Origin of the sequence: Paenibacillus aquistagni (assembly GCF_900177815.1) — a bacterium.
Classification (GTDB): Bacteria; Bacillota; Bacilli; order Paenibacillales; family Paenibacillaceae; genus Paenibacillus_B; species Paenibacillus_B aquistagni.
Genome location: NZ_FXAZ01000008.1, coordinates 17,969 through 35,685, shown reverse-complemented (window position 1 = coordinate 35,685; position 17,717 = coordinate 17,969). Strand labels below are relative to the sequence as shown.

Below are 17,717 nucleotides of genomic sequence, written 5' to 3'. Positions count from 1 at the left end.
AGATTCAGCATGTTCATCAGGTCTTTTATCAAAGTTCTGGGCAGTCTTCTATAAGCTCTTTTTTGGAAAGTACAGTGTTCGGGTTAGATCTCCACAGCGGCTGGACAGTAGTACGCCATATCTCCGGTTATCTTCTCGCCGATTCGAGGCAAGAGTCCCGCATATCGGCCGCCAATTACATAAGCGCCAAGCAGCAAAGATCCTACATAGCTGCCTTCTTCGGTGAGAATCTCAAGCTCCGTCAACGGGTGATGCTGCTGGAATATCTTCGGTTGATTCTCGTAATAATCTCGAATGTCTGCTGCTTCCTCCGATAGGTCCTCCCATTCCTGTTCGTTCGACAGAAGGGTGCCATCTCCCTTCACCAGCGTGGTTCCCTTTCCTTCACGCCCCCAGTAGCTTTTTTGTACATAAAGGCTATTGGCAAGGTGAAACACGGAAGGCTCATAATAGGTAGGCAAAAAGTAAATCGGAAGCTGCTGCAGCTCTTCCTCATCGAATACATCGAACCCGCACATCGCGCTTGCTTCCTCATGATGCTCATACAGCGACCAGATCAGTGCCATGAAGCCCTTGCTCTGAGTAATAATGCTCTGAGCCGGATTAATCAGCCCAAGCTTTCCTTGCGCAACAAGCTGAAGCAAGTCCTCGCCAATGGCCCGATCGCTAGCTTCGTCTCGATCGTGGACTAGGTACTCAAGCGGGTACAGCCGGTACAGGATCGAGATCCTTTTGCCCTGATAATACAAGCTGTCCTGAGGAATAATTTCAAGCGCATCAAGCGGCACGAAGAAGCAGTCTATACCGAGCTCTTGTACGGCTTCCATGAGATAGAGCGTGTTGGTCAAGTCCTCAATATGAGTGTCATAGCATGTAAAAGCGATATGCCCGTCTAAGCCCTGCTGCCTGTAATAGTCAATCAATAGCGAAAAGGCCTGCTTAATGTGGGTGCGCATCTCAGATGAGGCGGATTGATAAGAGCTGAAGGATTCAATCATGGCCTGGGACAAATAGGCAGTCTCGGGCACCCCTGTCGGGGTATCCGTGTTGTTTTCGATGACTTTTAAGCCCTGTTCATGCAGAATCCAGTCTTGTCTTGATATCCCATGATACGGCACCTCAAGGCGCGCGCTTTCGATCATGGACGGGTGAAGGCCGAGCTGCTCGACTAAGAAGGAATCCGGCAAGTAACGCTGGGTGAATCGCAACGCCTTCCAATAGATGCGGTCGACCCATTGCGCAGCTTCGGCAACCCTTTGCACTTCCTGCTTCGCAAAGAGAGTAAGGCTCGGGACACAATATTGCTTGCCGTACATGCGGTGATAAGGGATGCGTGCTGCAAGCTCTCCTTGAAAGATATAATCATGCTCATAACCTAGATGGATGGTGCAGGGCATTTCTGATTACCCCCCGATGCTCTTGCTTCCGCTGCTGCCAAATCCTTTGTAAGAACTGTTCTTAGAGGATTTGAAGGTTGAAGCAGAGCTTGGCTTGGCCCGATAGCGTTTATCGGTGCTGGATATATAATAGAAGCCGCCGCTATCGTCCTCGTAATAGCTGCCCTCTGGGCATTCTTCAAACGTAATGGTTCCGTCATTATCCATGTCATAACAATATTCATCATAGATTTCCTCTTCATTGCTGCAGCCTGCAAGCATAGCAGGCACGGCAAGAATCAGCGCAAGTGCAGCCATTTTATGAGATGAGATTCGTCGTATGCTGGGGCTTGGCGATTTAGCCGAGCGATGGCTTATGGATGACGCAGCTTGTGCTTGCTGCTCGTGATCCTGCATTTACAGTTCCACTCCTTTTAAGAATAAAATGACCTTTCTTCGATCTCGATCGAATACACTATATACATTCTCGTAGGTTTGCTCGTATTGGACGAGGTAATGATCGAGCAATAACCCAGCTATCTTGAGCGGCTCATGCTCCATTCGTATCGCAGTTCCCCGAACGAAGCGATCATGCTCCCAATAGCAGCAGTCCATAGACAAGGCAGGGGAGACATCGCAATAGTCGAACAAGGCTTCCTGCAGTCGAGCGCCATAGATGGGCAGCTCATCCGCTCCAAATGGCTTCATATAAATAACATGATTGCCTCCATGATCAGATTCATGAGAGGTGTGCTCGAAGCATTGGTTGTGGATCACGGTTGCGTTGACCAGCTTGCGGACAAACAATTCTTGATTGGACACAGCTTCGCTGAAGAGGCTTCTTGTGACCCTTAATTCAAGATCTGACCATTCCTGATACGAGAGGAAACAGCTCCCATTCATGATGTCACCGACTTTCCACTCAGCTTTTGGTCATAGACGCTCGTATGGCAGATGACGAACAGCTTGGCATCCGCAGGAATGTTCTCTTTCAGCTTGCAGTTGATTTGCATGTCATTGCGATCTGAGATTAAGGTTGCCCCTTGCTGCAGCAGATCCACAAAGGCATCCTCGTAGGTCTTCCAAGACGGATCGACGGGGACCTGGAAAATGTCGGCTCCATGCTGTCTGCTCAGCAGCTGACTGAAAATATCCATATTGCCTTCTTCTAGCGCGCTCTTAACGGCCAGTCGGGATACGGCATCATGCGACAAAATAAATTCATTCACTTTAACATGCCTGAAATTCTTGGTGTGCTTCTCCATCATCACTTCAACTGTTGTATGTACTTGTGGAGCAAGGCTCTCAATGCTTGAGGCGATGAGCAGAGATTTGCCATCTACAAGCGAGGCATCATCAATCTTAGGGTCGGCAAAGATGATCGCTGCGCGTGCTTCCTGCATGCCTGCCTGATTCAGGATATCGGCAGATGTCGGATCTCCGCTCACAAAGTGCACCTTCGGATGATCATAAGGATGCTTCTCGAGATCGTCAACGATGACAATATCGATATCTGGACTTGAGGACAAGAGCTCCTCGATCGCGTACTTAGCCTTGCGGCTCCAATTCATAATAATGACATGATGCTTGCCGTGAAACTTCAATTTCCCCGTCTCCCTTCTTCGGTGCATATCTGCAATCGAGTCGATAATCTTGCCGATAACCAAGCTCAATAAGCCGATTCCAAAAATATAGATAAAGATCGTAAGCAGCTTTCCTAATGGGGTTACAGCGTAATAATCGCCATATCCGACCGTAGCCATCGTCGTCAGCACCCAATACAAGGCATTGAACCAGGTTGTAAAGGTGTCGGGCTCAAGGAGGTACGCTAGGCTTGCGGTGAGAATCATGAACATTAGCGCAATAGCGGCCAAAATAGAATTTTTTAATCGCAAGAGCTTCATGGATAGCCTTCGAATAAGAAACAAGGTGTCACCTCCCTTATTAGATCTAGAAGCGGATGGGAAATACTTGAACAGATTGATTATACGTGGTTTGACCGTTCAAGGGTGCAAATCGTTTCATATTTCTTAAAAAGTTTTAAGGTAGAGGGGATGGGTGAGTAAAGAGGGGGTAGTATTTGCGAGTTGCTCTAACAAGCGGTAATCTAGAAGAGAGCCCCATCGCCTTTAACGCCATTCCTAAATCTCAAATACCATGCTTATCGCTTATATACACGCATCAAGCTATAGACAAAGTGGAGGAATAACAGATGGACAATAATCAACAGCACGAACAGCAGGAATCCCTGCCTACCGAGCAAGAAGAGCAGCAGTTGAACAGCTTTCAGGAGGTTGTGGACGTAGAGTCCTTGGTGGAGTCTGATTTGCCAGGCGGTCGCATGCTTGCCAACGTGATGAACAGCAACATGATTAAGAGCCGCTTTATGGATGGAAGCCTTAGCCGGATGGACTTGTTCGAGATGATTCAGAAGTATTGGGACACCTTGTTTAATCAGTATGAGATGGCGCTCAATGAGCTGAAGAGCGACTTCCAGATTATCGATCTCGATTGGAAGACGCGATTTGGCTATACGCCGATTGAGCATATCAAAGCAAGAATTAAAGATCCGCTGTCTTTGTTGAAGAAATTAGAGCGGAAAAACATCGCATTGACGCCAGACATCTTCTATACGATCCAGACCGAGATCTTCGATATTGCGGGTCTTCGCATCGTAACGACATTTATTGACGATGTGTATGCCATGAAAGATCATATTATGGAGCGGGAGGATATTCGAATTATCCGCATCAAGGACTATATTGAGAATCCGAAGCCGAGCGGCTACAAGAGTCTTCATATGGTTGTGGAGACGAAGGTCATTACTTCAACGGGCATTCTATGGGTGCCAGCAGAGATCCAGATCCGCACCTCTTCGATGGACTTCTGGGCTGCTACTGAGCACAAGCTCAACTATAAATATGAAGGCGGGGAGATTCCCGAGGATGCGAAGGAACAACTCGTTGAGCTCTCTAAGGCTTCCTTCGTATGGGATCAGCAGATGTCGCTGCTTCGCAATCAATTGTTGAAATAAAGTGAATTCAAAAATATCCCATTAAAGGGATGGGAATAATCTTTAAACTGCGGTATAATCTTGATTGGATCATGGGACGAGGTTATACTTATATCGCCCTAAATAAACGTGTAAGGAGCTATATCAATGGAAAAAGTACTTGTATTCGGACATAAAAACCCAGACACAGATACGATTTGTTCCGCTATTGCTTATGCTGAATTGAAGCGCCAATTAGGCGTAGATGCTGAACCTGTTCGCTTGGGAAATGTGAACGGCGAGACGCAATACGCTTTGGATACGTTCAAGGCAGAAGTTCCACGCTTGGTTGAAACGGTAGCAAACGAAGTGAATGGTGTCATCTTGGTTGACCATAATGAGCGTCAACAAAGTGTCAGCGATATTGAAAAGGTTCAAGTGTTGGAGGTAATCGACCACCACCGCATCGCGAACTTTGAGACAAGTGCTCCATTGTACTACCGTGCAGAGCCAGTAGGCTGCACAGCGACAATCTTGAATAAGCTCTACAAGGAGAACGGCGTTGCGATTAAGCCTGAGATCGCGGGTCTCATGCTGTCCGCGATTATTTCGGACTCTTTGCTGTTCAAGTCCCCAACCTGCACGCAGCAGGATATCGATGCAGCGCATGAGCTTGCTGGTATTGCTGGTGTGGATGCTGCAGAGTACGGCTTGAATATGCTGAAGGCAGGTGCAGACCTCTCGGATAAGTCTGTAGCTGAATTGATCACGCTTGATTCCAAGGAATTCACGATGGGCAGCTCCAAGGTTGAGATTGCACAGGTGAATGCAGTTGACGTGCAGGATGTGCTAAGCCGTGAGGCAGAAGTTACAGCTGCATTGAATCAAGTGATTGCGGACAAGGGCCTGGATGTCTTCGTCTTTGTTGTAACAGATATCTTGAATAACGATTCTGTCGCAATTGTGCTTGGTTACCGTACCGATGCCGTTGAGCAGGCATTCAATGTGAAGCTTGCAGACAACAAAGCGGTTCTAAAAGGCGTTGTATCCCGCAAGTCTCAAGTCGTTCCCGTATTGACCGATATTTTGAGCAAATAATCGCTTATATAGAAATAGACGAAAGCGGCTGTCCTTCATGCTTATGCGGAAGGGGACAGTCGCTTTTTTTTTGAATAGACATTGCGGATGAAGCGTGATAAGTTCAATTTAACCTTGTACCGATTGAAGAAGCGAAACAGCATGAGAGCGGTATAGACAAGGAATAGACGCATTTGCTTCTTCATATGCATTGGAGATCATACTTAAAGCTGCTTAGATGACGGCACCTGGTAAGGAGGAACTTCTATGGAATCGATTCGCTATGTACAGAAGCAAGGCATGGATGAGGCGGCAAAGCTTGCTGATCTGACCTTTCGCAAGGAAGGCCATCAACCGATGGCAGATGCATTTCCCCTTATCTTCTCCGGGGCGTATGCGAGCTCTGTTGGCATGTATGTCGATGATAAGCTCGTCTCATTCATGGGTCTCGTCCCAAGCCAAATGAAAATTGGAGCTGCAGTGATCCCATGTTTTTCATTAGGCTCGGTATGTACAGATATTCACTTCCGAGGAAAGGGATATGCAGGGCTGCTCCTTGATCGTGTCTTTGAACATATCGAAGCTTCGCAGGGCTCCTTGCTGTTGGTGTCAGGCGACCGCAGCTTATATACACGGCGCGGCTGTGTCTACTTTGGCTCCGTCTATCGCTATAAGCTGACAAGAGAGCAGGCGTACCGGCTGCCTTCGCTAGTTGAGGCTGGGGCTACGATCAGAGAAGCGGAGGAGCGTGATCGACTTGTAAGGCAGCAGCTGGCCGATTCCAGCCAGGTGCGATTCGAGCGAGGGTTACTGGAACGGGCGGTCCTGGAACAAGCGCGAGCGCAGGCCAGCTTGGCGAAGCTTGAGCAGCGGATCTTTGTTGTCGAGCGGGAAGGTGTGGTGGAAGCCTTTATTACGCTTGGCATTAGAGGTCCGCTTCACACAGACGCCTCTCCAATGGTCATTGATTGGGGAGGAAAGGAAGACGTCGTAGCAGCGGCACTTGGAACGCTGATCACGGATCTATCGCTTCCCGAGCTGCGCTTAGCTGTGCCTTGGCAGGAAACGGGTCTGCTTGCACAGTTGAAGTCGTTTCCTTTCGTAAAAGGTATGAACCAAGGGACCGTCAAGCTGGTGAATCCGGTACGCTTCTGGAATCAATTGCTCCCGTACTTGGAGACTCGTGATGAAGATGCGTTGGCTCATATCGATGTTAATGAGGTCAAGGGAGAAGACAAAGTGGAGCTTACCGTGGCTGGAGTCCGTTATGTCATTCCTACAACGGCGTTCGCTTCCTTGCTGTTTAACCCAGATCCAGACGTCGCGCCTGAGCTTGGCAGCTCTCCATGGCTGAACAAGCTGCTGCCGATTCCTTTGCCGTATACGGCTGGCCTGAATTTTATTTGAAGGCAATTGGTATAATCGAGAATCTTCCCAGCAGTCTTTATACGTTAAATAACCTAATGGTGCAGCGTGTCTATACGATCGTCTTGCCGCTGCGCTTCATGGCTTGGCCTAAGTCCCGTTCATGTTTTGGACTTAGGCTTTTTGGCTTGTTTTTGTTTTAATCAAATCGGTATGGATTCCTCGAACAAGAGAAAAGAGCCGCTTCTTTAAGAAACGGCTCTGGCAAAACGTCAGCGGGCATCTGATCTATTGGGTTCGCCATTCATTGTCATAAATGGTCACAATTGCTTGCTGTACAGTTCCTAGCACGGCACCGCCTTGTGCATCGCTTAACTGGAGGGTGAAGGTTTCATTGCCTTCCCAGAATACGTCATCAATGATATAGAGATTAAGGTTGGCCGATAGCTGTCCTGGAGCAAAGGTTATCCTTACTGGCTCAAACCCGAAATCCTTGTCACGCTTCGCCGATCCATTCACGGTGCTTACCCATACAGAGACCTCTTGTGTGAGGTTGCCGGTACGCGTAAGCTTAACTGGCAGCACATTAATGTACTCCCAAGTGGCGTAAGCAGATTGCTCCAATTGGATGGTTGCGCTGCTGCCGCCATCATTGCCAATGATTCGGAAGTCGACGGTGGAAGGTCCATTAATCTGCGCATTTGGCGAGGCGATGTGCATTTGAAAAGTTTCGGTGCTTTCAACTGCAGTATCAGCCAATGCTGATACCGTAACATATTCCACCTGTGAATTCAGCCAATCGCGAACATAGTCTCCATCAATTTGGGTCGGGAAGGAGCCCTCTGTTGGCGAAATGCTATAATCTGAGCTCTGCGCGGTGATCGGAGTATCCGTGATTTGATAAGTAACCGGCAAGGTCAGATCACCCAATCTGCGGATTTCAAACGTCTTGCTCTCTCCCTCTGCCAAATCATGTGAAGCTTCAGAAGGGGTAACTTTCAAGGTTGGCGGCTCGTCGTCCAAAATATACAAAAAGGCTTCGCGCCAGCCATCCTCTTCATAGAAGCATACATTTGGAGATGGATTGCTTAATTGGATAAACAGCTCACGGATGTCTTCATTCAAGATGGTATCATCCTGTATAGGAATGTGGACAACTTGAGTTGGAGCATTACCCGTGAATGTAACTGTAGTGGAGTATAAAGGAGCATTGTTCATGTTCATATCACTATATACCTTAAGGACAACAGAACCGGATTCATTAGGCTGAGGCGTGTATGCTCGCAGGGTCACCTGCTTGGTTCCGATGTTTTCCTTGGCTAGAAACTTTCCTCCTGGGTAGTCCATGTTCGGAATATCATACTGAAACCCGACATAAAACGAACAAGTATTCACGCCGATGATTCGGAAGTCAACAGTGGAAGGTCCGTCAATCTGTGCATTTGCCGAGGCGATGTGCATTTGGAAGGTTTCGGTGGCTTCAGTTTCAGTATCCGTCAATGCTGTCACCGATACGTATTGCACCTGTGAATTCAGCCAATCGCGGACATAGTCCTGGTATATTTCAGTTGGGAAGGAGCCTCCGTTTGATGAAATGCTATAATCTGAGCTCTGCGCGGTGATCGGGGTATCCGTGATTTGATAAGCAACCGGCAAGGTCAGATCGCCCAATCTTTTGATCTCGAATGTTTTTTTTCCTCCCTCAGCTAAGTCATAAGAGGTTTCAGAAGGGGTAACCCTCAAAGTTGGCGGCTCATTGTCCAAAATATACAAAAAGGCTTCGCGCCAGCCATCCTCTTCATAGAAGCATACATTTGAAGACGGATTGCTTAATTGAATAAACTGCTCACGGATGCCTTCATTCAAGATGGTATCATCCTGAATAGGAATGTGGACAACTTGAGTTGGGGCATCACCCGTGAATGTAACCGTAGAGGAGTATAAGGGAGCGTTGTTGGTGTTCATGTCACTATACACATTAAGAGTTACAGAACCGGATTCATTAGGCTTCGGCGTGTAAGCCTTCAGGGTTACCTGCTTGGTTCCGATGTTTTCCTTGGCTAGAAACTTTCCTCCTGGATATTCCAGATTGGGAATATCATATTGAAACCCGACATAAAACGAACAAGTTGATGCCTCCGCTGGTTTAGGACTTGAAATGACAAGCAGCATTAAAATAATGACAGCGAGTGACAGCGACAATTTGTTTCCGATAGATAACGACATTGGATCACCTCCTGCAATCTTAGATACAATATGTATCTATATACAAAATTTAGTCTAGTTTCTGTAAGCAGTCAACCGTATAAAATGCCGAAACCTGACTTCTTTTGTAGAGCAAAGAAAAACCGCCTTGTCTGCATAGGCTTCAGCTCCGAAGGAGACAACATCTCCAGCAAGCTGCGGCTTATGCAGTGAGGCGGTTTTATACTGTATGGCAACGTTCATTATCTTTTGTGAACGCGATTGTGCCTATTCTCCTTCTGTTTTCGCAGGTGTCAGCTCTTTCATGCCGTTCATATATCGTTGCAGCGCTGACGGAATTCGGATCGAACCATCCTCTTGCTGATGATTCTCAAGCAGCGGAATGAGGATTCGAGGTGTAGCAATCGCAGTGTTGTTAAGGGTATGGCAGTATTTCAGCTTGCCAGCCTGATCCCGATACCTTATCTCCGCTCTTCTGGCTTGAAAATCATGCAGATTCGAAGAGGAATGAGTCTCCCCGTAGCAGGCGCGGCTTGGCATCCAGGTTTCGAGATCATACTGCTTATATGTCTTCTGCGACATGTCTCCCGTGCAGACGGCCATTTGCTGATAAGGAAGCTCTAGGAGCTGCAGCAGATGCTCGGCATGGCGGGTAATTTGCTGCAGCATCGCTTCCGACAGCTCGGGGTCTGCTTCGCACAGCACGACCTGCTCGACCTTGGCGAATTGATGCACGCGATATAAGCCATACACATCTCGGCCAGCCGATCCCACCTCGCTTCGGAAGCAGCTTGAAGCCGCAGCCAAGCGAATCGGCGTGCTCACATCTACGATCTCATTGGCATAATACGAGACGAGCGGCACTTCCGAGGTGCCGACGAGCCATTTGTCCTCTGTTCCGATCTGGTAAGTCTGATCCTGTCCGAGAGGGAAGAAGGCTGTATTAGTCATGGCTTCGCCGCGCACCATCAAGGGCACATCAAGAAGCGTAAAGCCTTGTTCCTGCAGATAGTCAATGGCAAGCTGCTGGACAGCACGATGCAGCTGTACGCCGACTCCTTTCAGCACATAGTGGCGTGTGCCGGCGATCTTGACGCCTCTTGGGATATCGATCATATCGTGAAGAGCACCCAGCTCAACATGATCGCGCGCCTGAAACGAAAACGTTGGCGGAGCACCCACCTGCTTAAGCAGCACATTATCTTGATCCGACTTGCCAATCGGCGAGTCTGGCGACACGACGTTTGGAACGAGCAGCAGCAGCTGATTAACCTTTGCATCAAGCATCCTCAGTGCATCCTCTTGCTCCTGCAGCTTTTTATTGACCTCTCTTACCTGCTCCATATGCGCACCTGCCGTATCGCTTAATGCCTTGGACACTGCTTTTGCGCGTCCAATCTCCTGCGATAGCCGGTTGCGCAGTGCGCGCTTCTCATCCATATCCTGCCGCAGTGCTTTGCGTTCATCATAAGCGCTCAGCACCTCTTGAATCGAAATCTCAATTCCCTTTTGATCCGCTGCGTTCTGTACATCCTGCTGATGCTCACGCATCCAATGAATGTCCAACATCATAACCATCTCCTTGTAAAAAAATACAAAAAGCGCCCTCATCACAATGGGACGAGGAGCGCTTAGCCCGCGGTGCCACCCATGTTGATTGAACCGATGCTGCCGATTCAATCCGCTTAGGTTCCGCGATAACGGGCGGGTCCGGTTAACTTAGGGTGAGTGGGTGCTTGCATAACCGTGCATACTGCCACCTGTCATCACCTTGACGAGAACGCCTCTGAGTTGGATGCTCTTCACTGGCCGTTTGGAATCATATCAAGTTGGATGTATTATAGCGCAATGCATGCGTATAAGCAAGGCTGTCGAGAATGAGCGACAGTCCTGATGGGAGCGCGAATATTGTCAGAATTTTACGATACATATTGTATCATAATGCGATTCCTTTCCCATTCGAATTGCTTTCTTTCAAGTCAGAGTGATTGAGGAAATTCCGAAAGGGAGCAGTTAAGTGAAAAATCATTTTGAACGGTTGTATCTGATATTGATTTTGAAAATCTTTATTTAAAAATAAAAAAACATATATACAAAAATAAACAAAAGTATGTTACCCTTATTTTGTCAACAATAATCCAAATAAAACCAACTTCCTGGAGGGATATCGACGTGGTAGCGAACTTATGGGAGAAGTCGGAAGCAGCAAATCTTGAAAGCGGTTTATCGGAGCTTGTGTATCGTTCCAATCGTATTGGTGCGGATCGAGCAGTGTGCAATTGGGGCGGCGGCAACACGTCCATGAAGACAGTGGAGAAGGATTTCCGCGGTCGAGATATCGAAGTGATGTGGGTAAAGGGGAGCGGCTCTGACCTTGGCACGATGAAGAGTCAGCATTTTACTGGCTTGAGCCTAAGTGACATAACGCCGTTGTTTGAACGTGAAGAGATGTCGGATGAGGAGATGGTTGGCTACCTTAGTCATTGCATGATCAACAGCAAGCATCCAAGAGCTTCGATCGAGACCCTGCTGCATGCATTCTTGCCGTTCAAGCATGTGGATCATACTCATCCGGATGCCATAATCAGCTTGTGCTGCGCGCATAACGGTCGCGAGCTGGCCGACGAGATCTACGGAGAGCGCTATGTGTGGGTTCCTTATGTTCGTCCTGGATTCACGCTCTCCAAGATGATTGCTGAAGGGGTCCGCCAGAATCCGAAGGCAGAGCTTGTCCTCATGGAGAAGCATGGCTTGGTGACGTGGGGAGAGACTTCTGAGGCATGCTATAACAAGACGATTGCGATCATTCAGGAAGCAGAAGCTTATATTGAAGCTAAGGTGAATGAGGGGCAGCTGTATGGCGGCAAGCAATATGAGTCAATCGCTGCTGAAGAGCGCGGCCGCATTCTGGCGGAAGTGCTGCCTGTTGTTCGCGGAGCTGTTAGCGATAACAAGAAAATGATTGTAAACGTGGATGCAGCCGAAGATGTGCTCGCCTTCGTAAACAGTCGCGATGCGAAGACGCTCTCACAGGTCGGCGCAGCCTGCCCGGATCATCTCGTGCATACGAAGATGAAGCCGCTCTATATCGAGTGGAACCCAGAGGGCCAAGATGTGGACGCACTAAAGGCGGCCCTTCTGCAAGGGATTGCGGCGTATAAAGAGGAATACAAGGCTTACTTCGAACGGAATAAGCATGAGGGAGATGTTATGTTTGAAGCGGCTCCACGCGTCATTTTGATTCCAGGCCTTGGGATGGTGAACACAGGCAAGAGCTATGCGATGGCAAACGTCAGTGGTGCTCTGTACCATCGGGCGATTGCCGTGATGCGCGGGGCGACGGCCTTGGGCGAGTTCGTCTCCTTAAGCGAGAACGAGTCCTACAATGTGGAATACTGGCCGCTGGAGCTGTATAAGCTGTCCTTAGCTCCTGCAGAGGCGGAGTTCTCTCGCAAGGTAGCCTTTATTACAGGCGGAGCTGGGGGAATCGGAAGCGCTGCTGCTCGCAAGCTGCTGCAGGACGGTGCGCATGTCGTGCTTGCCGACTTGAATCTTGAAGGCGCAGCGAAGCTTGCGGAGGAGTGTAATCAGCAATATGGCGAAGGACGTGCGTTCGCTGTAAAGATGGATGTTACGAAAGAAGAAGAGGTGCAGGCGGCATTCGATCAGTGTGCGCTCCAATATGGCGGTGTTGATATTATTGTGAACAATGCCGGCTTAGCCACTTCAAGTCCCTTCGATGAGACTTCATTAGCGGAATGGAATTTGAATATGAATGTGCTCGCAACCGGCTATTTCCTCGTCGCCCGCGAAGCGTTCAAGCTGATGAAGGCACAGGGCATTGGCGGCAGCATGGTCTTTGTAGGCTCGAAGAATTCGGTCTACGCTGGAAAGAATGCAGCGGCCTACAGCACAGCGAAGGCCGCCGAGATTCATCTAGCGCGCTGCATAGCAGCAGAAGGCGGACAGCATGGCATTCGCGTCAACTCTGTTCTGCCAGATGCCGTGCTGCAGGGTTCCGCCATCTGGAATTCCAGCTGGCGCAATGAGCGCGCAGCAGCCTATGGCATCGAAGCGGATCAGCTGGAAGAATATTATCGCAAGAGAACGACGCTGCTCGTTAACGTATTCCCAGCAGACATCGCTGAGGCGATCGCTTATTTTTCCTCCTCGAAGGCAGAGAAGACGACCGGCTGCATGATTACGGTTGATGGCGGAGTGCCGGCGGCGTTCACGAGATAACGGGGAGAACAGGCAGTGTTCATCTCAGACGGGCTATTCCGTACAGTGCACTAGCTGTGTGCTCCAATAGATGAGAGTCAAGATCAGCTAGTGCCCTCCTTGCTTCTATTGTACAATGAGAGATAATGGATGCTGCTGCCAAAGATCGGGAATACGGCAGCACGGAATAGACAAGGGTGAAGAGAGGTTGAACGATGCTGATCGCAGAAAGACTGCAGTATATTGTTGCTGCCGTAAATGATAGAGGTAGTGTTAGAGTGTCCGAATTAAGTGTGGAATGCGGGGTAACGGAAGAGACGATACGCCGCGACCTCGATCGGCTTGAGAGCGAGGGAAAGCTGCTCCGAAGCCATGGCGGTGCAGTAAGCGTGAAAGAGGATCAAACCGAGATCCCTTTTTCCATACGAGAAAGCGAGCATGCGGATCTTAAGCGATTAATGGCGGAGGAAGCTGTCGCTTGCATTAAGGAGCATGACCGTATCCTGCTTGATGCCAGCACAACCGCATGGTATATGGCCAAGCTGCTTCCGGATATGGCGCTTACTGTCATAACGAATTCCATACAGGTTGCGATGGCCGTCAGCCAGAAGGAGAAGGTGCAGCTTATCTCCACTGGAGGGGTTTTGCTTCCGCGCTCCCTGTCCTATGTAGGCCCGTTGGCTGAACGCTCGCTTGATCTGTACCATGTTGATAAGGCATTCCTTTCTTCCAAAGGGGTTCATTTGAAGCGGGGAATCAGCGAGTCCAATGAGATGCAGGCTATGATTAAGCGGAAGATGATCAGCATCTCTGATGAGACGTATGTGCTTGCTGACCATAGCAAATTCGGTGTGCAATCCTTAACACAGGTTGCAGCGTGGTCAGACATCCACCATTTGATTACTGATCAATATACGGATTCGAACGATCTTGGCATCATTCAGGAGCAAGGCGTTCAAGTCACTTCCTTGCACGCTCCTGTATAAAGGACAATGCCATCTTCAGTAATGTGAAACCTTGCTGTGGATGGCTTTTTTTAGGCAATTTGTAGAGGAGGGACGCTCCAGATGAAAGTCTCTTTATTCATAACATGCATCAGCGATGTGGTCTATCCGCGTGTAGCAGCGGCGATCGTGAAGCTGCTCAATAGGTATGGTATAGAGGTTGACGTTCCGGATATTCAGACCTGCTGCGGTCAGCCGGCCTTCAATAGCGGCTATTGGGATGAGGCACGAGCATCGGCTAGTACGATCCTGGACGCTTTTGAAGCCAGTGATTTCGTCGTAGCGCCGTCAGGATCATGCACAGGGATGATTCATCATTACTATGAAGAATTGTTCAAGGATGATCGTGTGCGGCTGGCACAAGCGATTCGTCTGAAGGAAAAAACATACGAATTTACGCAGTTTCTCGTTCAGGTGCTGGGCATTAAGGATGTCGGGGCTGAATTCCCTCATAAGGTGACCTACCATCCATCCTGCCATGGCACGAGGCTGCTTGGCATTAAAGAGGAACCTCGTGAGCTGCTCTCGCATGTGCGCGGCTTGGAGCTCATTGCACTGCCGCATCAGGAAGATTGCTGCGGATTCGGCGGCACCTTCGCGGTGAAGATGTCGGCTATCTCTGGCGCGATGGTTGAAGAGAAGGCGGACCATGTGCTTGTGACGGAAGCTGAGGTGCTTGTTGGCCTTGATATGGGCTGCTTGATGAACATTGGCGGGCATCTCGAATATCGCGGAGAGCCCGTGCGCATCATGCATGTGGCAGAGCTCTTGGAGGAAGGGGTGAGACGTGCTCATGAGCATTAGGGCTGATCACTCAACGGTTCAGAAGACGCCGGATTCGGTAAAAGGCAGAGCGGAGCTTGCGCTTAACAATGAATTTCTAAGACGGGCTGTGAAATTCACAACAGAGCGTTTGAAGAGCGGCAAGCTTGCTGCGGCAGAAGAGCACGGCAATTGGGAGGAGTGGCGCGAACGCGGACGCCAGATTCGCCTTCATACGATAGCTCATCTCGATTACTATCTGGAACAGTTCGTGAACAATGCCCGCGCTCACGGTGTTCATGTTCATTTTGCAAGCGATGCCAAAGAGGCGGTTCAGCTGACGATGCGAATCGCGAAGGAGAAGCAGGCTAAGAGCGCAGTGAAGTCAAAGTCTATGGTCTCGGAAGAACTGCATATTAATCATGCCCTGGAGGAAGAAGGGATCGAAGCGATTGAGACCGATCTCGGTGAATATATTATTCAGCTTGCGCATGAGACGCCATCACATATCATCATTCCTGCCATTCATAAGAATCGTCACCAAATTGCAGAGCTATTGTCAAAGGAAGCAGGGGAGGATCTGCCTCCTGACACGGCAGTATTGGCAGGCTTTGTGCGAAAGAAGCTGCGTGAGAAGTTCCTGGAGGCAGACATCGGTATGACAGGCTGCAACTTTGCGATCGCGGAGACAGGCTCCATGGTTCTTTTTGAAAATGAAGGCAACGGGCGCATGGTGAGCACGGTTCCAAAGACGCAAATCACGTTTATGGGCATGGAACGCATCATTCCGACTCTGGATGATCTCGAAGTCATGGCTACGCTGCTGCCCCGCTCGGCAACTGGGCAGCGGCTAACGGTTTATATGTCCGTCCTCTCCGGCCCAAGGCGTGCTGCTGACGCAGATGGTCCTGAGGAGATGCATATAATCATTTTGGACAATGGCCGCTCCTTGCAGCTTGGGGATACTCACTTTCAAGAGCTGCTGAACTGCATTCGCTGCGGCGCTTGCTTGAATGCTTGCCCTGTATATCGCCATATTGGTGGGCATGCGTATGGCGGCGTGTACAGCGGGCCAATTGGCGCGGTGCTGACTCCTGCGCTGAACAAGAATATGGCCGAATGGGACGATATCGCTAGCGCCTCTAGTCTATGCGGCGCTTGCTATGAGGCATGTCCAGTGAAGATCCCGCTGCATGACATGCTTGTGTACTTGCGCCATCGGAAGGTGGAGGCGGGCAGAGGAGAGCAGGCAGAGAAGATGGGCATGCAGGGCTTCCGCTTTATCATGAGTGATGCGAAGCGGCTCAAAATGATTGCTAAGCTTGGCCGCTGGGTACAGAAGCCGTTCGTTCGCGATGGCAAGATCACGACGCAGATAGGGCCATTAAAAGGCTGGAATGCGTATCGCCATCTTCCGAGCCTCCCGAGCGAGACCTTCCGCGAGCAATGGAAGCAGCTTGAGCAAGAGCTTCATGCAAGCGGCAGGCCGACTGTTCATGAGGAGATCAGAGCGCGTATGGAGAAGCTCGTAGCAGCGAGGAATCAATCAGATCATATGCATGCTGGGGATATGGCTAGGTCTAGTGACTTGCAAGCGGCTTCCCGTCTTAAGGCAGCAGAGGGGGAGAGAAGAGATGAACGATAAGACGTTTCTTGCTGAGCTCGATGCCCAATCACGCGTGAAGCAGGAGGAGTTTTTTGACCATATTGCTAGCCGACTGCAAAGGCCAAGACAGAAGACAGCTCCGATACGAACGTTAAAAGGAGCCCCAGAAGATTGGGATCGCTATGAGCTTTCATTGGAAGCACGCATCACGCAGTTTGTGAAGCATTGGGAGCTCGCGGGAGGGCATGCCCATCGTCTAGCTGCTATGAAGGATGCGGTTCTTCTTATTCAAGATATGGTGCGTCATACGGGAGCCAAGCATCTGATAATGCAGGATCAGCCTGAATTAGAGCCGATTCAGACTGCGCTGCTTCGAACGAAGGAAGAGCTTCAACGGGAGGAGCAGCAGGACATTAACCTGACCATATGGAATGCACATGGGCTGGATGATGCGGCCAAGGGGTGGCTTGTCGCAGCGGCTGCTCAGGCGGATATCGGGATTACGGCTGCACATGCCGCCGTATCATACACCGGTTCGGTTGTCCTCCCTTCATCCGAGATATCAGGTCGCACGGTTAGCTTGCTTCCCACGATGCTTATCGTGATTATTCCGGTCTTGCGGCTAAAGACGAGATTGGGCGAGGTATTAAGGCCCATGGATGAATGGCCGTTAGCAGAGCGGCCAGCAGGCATTCACTTTGTGTCAGGTCCAAGCCGCTCCGCAGACATCGAGAATGATCTTACGATTGGCGTACATGGACCTGGAATTGTGCATGCACTACTGATTGAGGAAGCATAAATGCTCAATGCGTGAAGGCGCTCTTACGTTCACTCGTGGAACGAGGGGACATCCAAGCGATTATACGGATATGCGAGTGCTCCAGAAAATCCTGTTTCTAAATATGATTGAGCTCCATATAACCTTGCAGATTTTGCAAAAAAAGGACCTCAGCTTCCACTGGAGTGGATCTGAGGTCCTTCGCTTGTGTATTGGGACGTTCCCATGTCATGCGAGGACTTATGTCAAACTCTATTAATTTATGTCACATATGCAAGTGTGATCACTGATGATCACTCGCACATCATATATCATGCCATGAACATTCACT

The 17,717-nt window shown here is 49.5% G+C and carries 14 protein-coding genes; 8 read left to right on the top strand and 6 right to left on the bottom strand.

Translation table 11 applies throughout. The features are described from left to right. Nucleotides 1-83: 83 nt before the first annotated feature. Genes B9Y93_RS21365 through B9Y93_RS21350 form a run of 4 tightly spaced genes read right to left on the bottom strand, consistent with a single transcriptional unit; the run spans nucleotide 84 to nucleotide 3,304 of the window. Entirely contained in the window at nucleotides 84-1,397 is a 1,314-nt protein-coding gene (locus B9Y93_RS21365) for a glutathionylspermidine synthase family protein (RefSeq protein WP_085498084.1), read from the bottom strand. A 6-nt stretch (nucleotides 1,398-1,403) separates the two neighbouring features. Further along, nucleotides 1,404-1,793 carry a hypothetical protein gene (locus B9Y93_RS21360; RefSeq protein WP_244903528.1) on the bottom strand — a complete coding sequence of 130 codons (390 nt, stop codon included), beginning with the start codon at nucleotides 1,791-1,793 and terminating at the stop codon, nucleotides 1,404-1,406. Next, entirely contained in the window at nucleotides 1,794-2,279 is a 486-nt protein-coding gene (locus B9Y93_RS21355) for a hypothetical protein (protein ID WP_085498082.1), read from the bottom strand. Continuing rightward, nucleotides 2,276-3,304 (bottom strand): potassium channel family protein, encoded by a 1,029-nt coding sequence (locus tag B9Y93_RS21350; protein ID WP_085498080.1) that lies wholly within the window; start codon nucleotides 3,302-3,304, stop codon nucleotides 2,276-2,278. The genes B9Y93_RS21355 and B9Y93_RS21350 overlap by 4 nt, the downstream gene beginning before the upstream one ends. 284 nt (nucleotides 3,305-3,588) lie before the next feature. Here B9Y93_RS21350 and B9Y93_RS21345 point away from each other — a divergent pair, with 284 nt between their 5' ends. The 3 genes from B9Y93_RS21345 to B9Y93_RS21335 all read left to right on the top strand — a co-directional run bounded on the left by B9Y93_RS21345 (nucleotide 3,589) and on the right by B9Y93_RS21335 (nucleotide 6,852). Beyond that, nucleotides 3,589-4,410 (top strand): GTP pyrophosphokinase, encoded by an 822-nt coding sequence (locus B9Y93_RS21345; RefSeq protein ID WP_240968229.1) that lies wholly within the window; start codon nucleotides 3,589-3,591, stop codon nucleotides 4,408-4,410. Between the two features lie 126 nt (nucleotides 4,411-4,536). Next, nucleotides 4,537-5,466 (top strand): manganese-dependent inorganic pyrophosphatase, encoded by a 930-nt coding sequence (locus tag B9Y93_RS21340; protein ID WP_085498078.1) that lies wholly within the window; start codon nucleotides 4,537-4,539, stop codon nucleotides 5,464-5,466. Between the two features lie 246 nt (nucleotides 5,467-5,712). After that, entirely contained in the window at nucleotides 5,713-6,852 is a 1,140-nt protein-coding gene (locus B9Y93_RS21335; protein ID WP_085498076.1) for a GNAT family N-acetyltransferase, read from the top strand. 246 nt (nucleotides 6,853-7,098) lie between these two features. Here the strand turns inward: B9Y93_RS21335 and B9Y93_RS21330 are convergent, their stop codons facing one another. Both B9Y93_RS21330 and serS read right to left on the bottom strand, forming a co-directional pair. Next, a complete protein-coding gene (locus B9Y93_RS21330) occupies nucleotides 7,099-9,036 on the bottom strand; it encodes a Calx-beta domain-containing protein (protein WP_085498074.1) in 1,938 nt (645 codons plus the stop codon). A 246-nt stretch (nucleotides 9,037-9,282) separates the two neighbouring features. Next, the gene (gene serS, locus B9Y93_RS21325) at nucleotides 9,283-10,584 is read right to left on the bottom strand and encodes a serine--tRNA ligase (RefSeq protein WP_085498071.1); all 1,302 of its coding nucleotides are present in this window, start codon (nucleotides 10,582-10,584) and stop codon (nucleotides 9,283-9,285) included. A 603-nt stretch (nucleotides 10,585-11,187) separates the two neighbouring features. Here serS and B9Y93_RS21320 point away from each other — a divergent pair. The 5 genes from B9Y93_RS21320 to B9Y93_RS21300 all read left to right on the top strand — a co-directional run bounded on the left by B9Y93_RS21320 (nucleotide 11,188) and on the right by B9Y93_RS21300 (nucleotide 17,407). After that, complete coding sequence (locus B9Y93_RS21320; RefSeq protein WP_085498068.1) at nucleotides 11,188-13,257, top strand: bifunctional aldolase/short-chain dehydrogenase; 2,070 nt, start codon at nucleotides 11,188-11,190, stop codon at nucleotides 13,255-13,257. Between the two features lie 194 nt (nucleotides 13,258-13,451). Continuing rightward, nucleotides 13,452-14,222, top strand: coding sequence for a DeoR/GlpR family DNA-binding transcription regulator (locus B9Y93_RS21315; protein ID WP_085498066.1), 771 nt, complete (start codon nucleotides 13,452-13,454; stop codon nucleotides 14,220-14,222). Nucleotides 14,223-14,303: 81 nt separating this feature from the next. Next, the gene (locus B9Y93_RS21310; RefSeq protein ID WP_085498064.1) at nucleotides 14,304-15,044 is read left to right on the top strand and encodes a (Fe-S)-binding protein; all 741 of its coding nucleotides are present in this window, start codon (nucleotides 14,304-14,306) and stop codon (nucleotides 15,042-15,044) included. Further along, the gene (locus B9Y93_RS21305; protein ID WP_085498062.1) at nucleotides 15,034-16,647 is read left to right on the top strand and encodes a LutB/LldF family L-lactate oxidation iron-sulfur protein; all 1,614 of its coding nucleotides are present in this window, start codon (nucleotides 15,034-15,036) and stop codon (nucleotides 16,645-16,647) included. The genes B9Y93_RS21310 and B9Y93_RS21305 overlap by 11 nt, the downstream gene beginning before the upstream one ends. After that, on the top strand, nucleotides 16,637-17,407 hold the full coding sequence (locus B9Y93_RS21300; protein WP_085498060.1) for a LutC/YkgG family protein: 771 nt from the start codon (nucleotides 16,637-16,639) through the stop codon (nucleotides 17,405-17,407). Before B9Y93_RS21305 ends, B9Y93_RS21300 begins: the two co-directional genes overlap by 11 nt. Nucleotides 17,408-17,717: the final 310 nt, after the last annotated feature.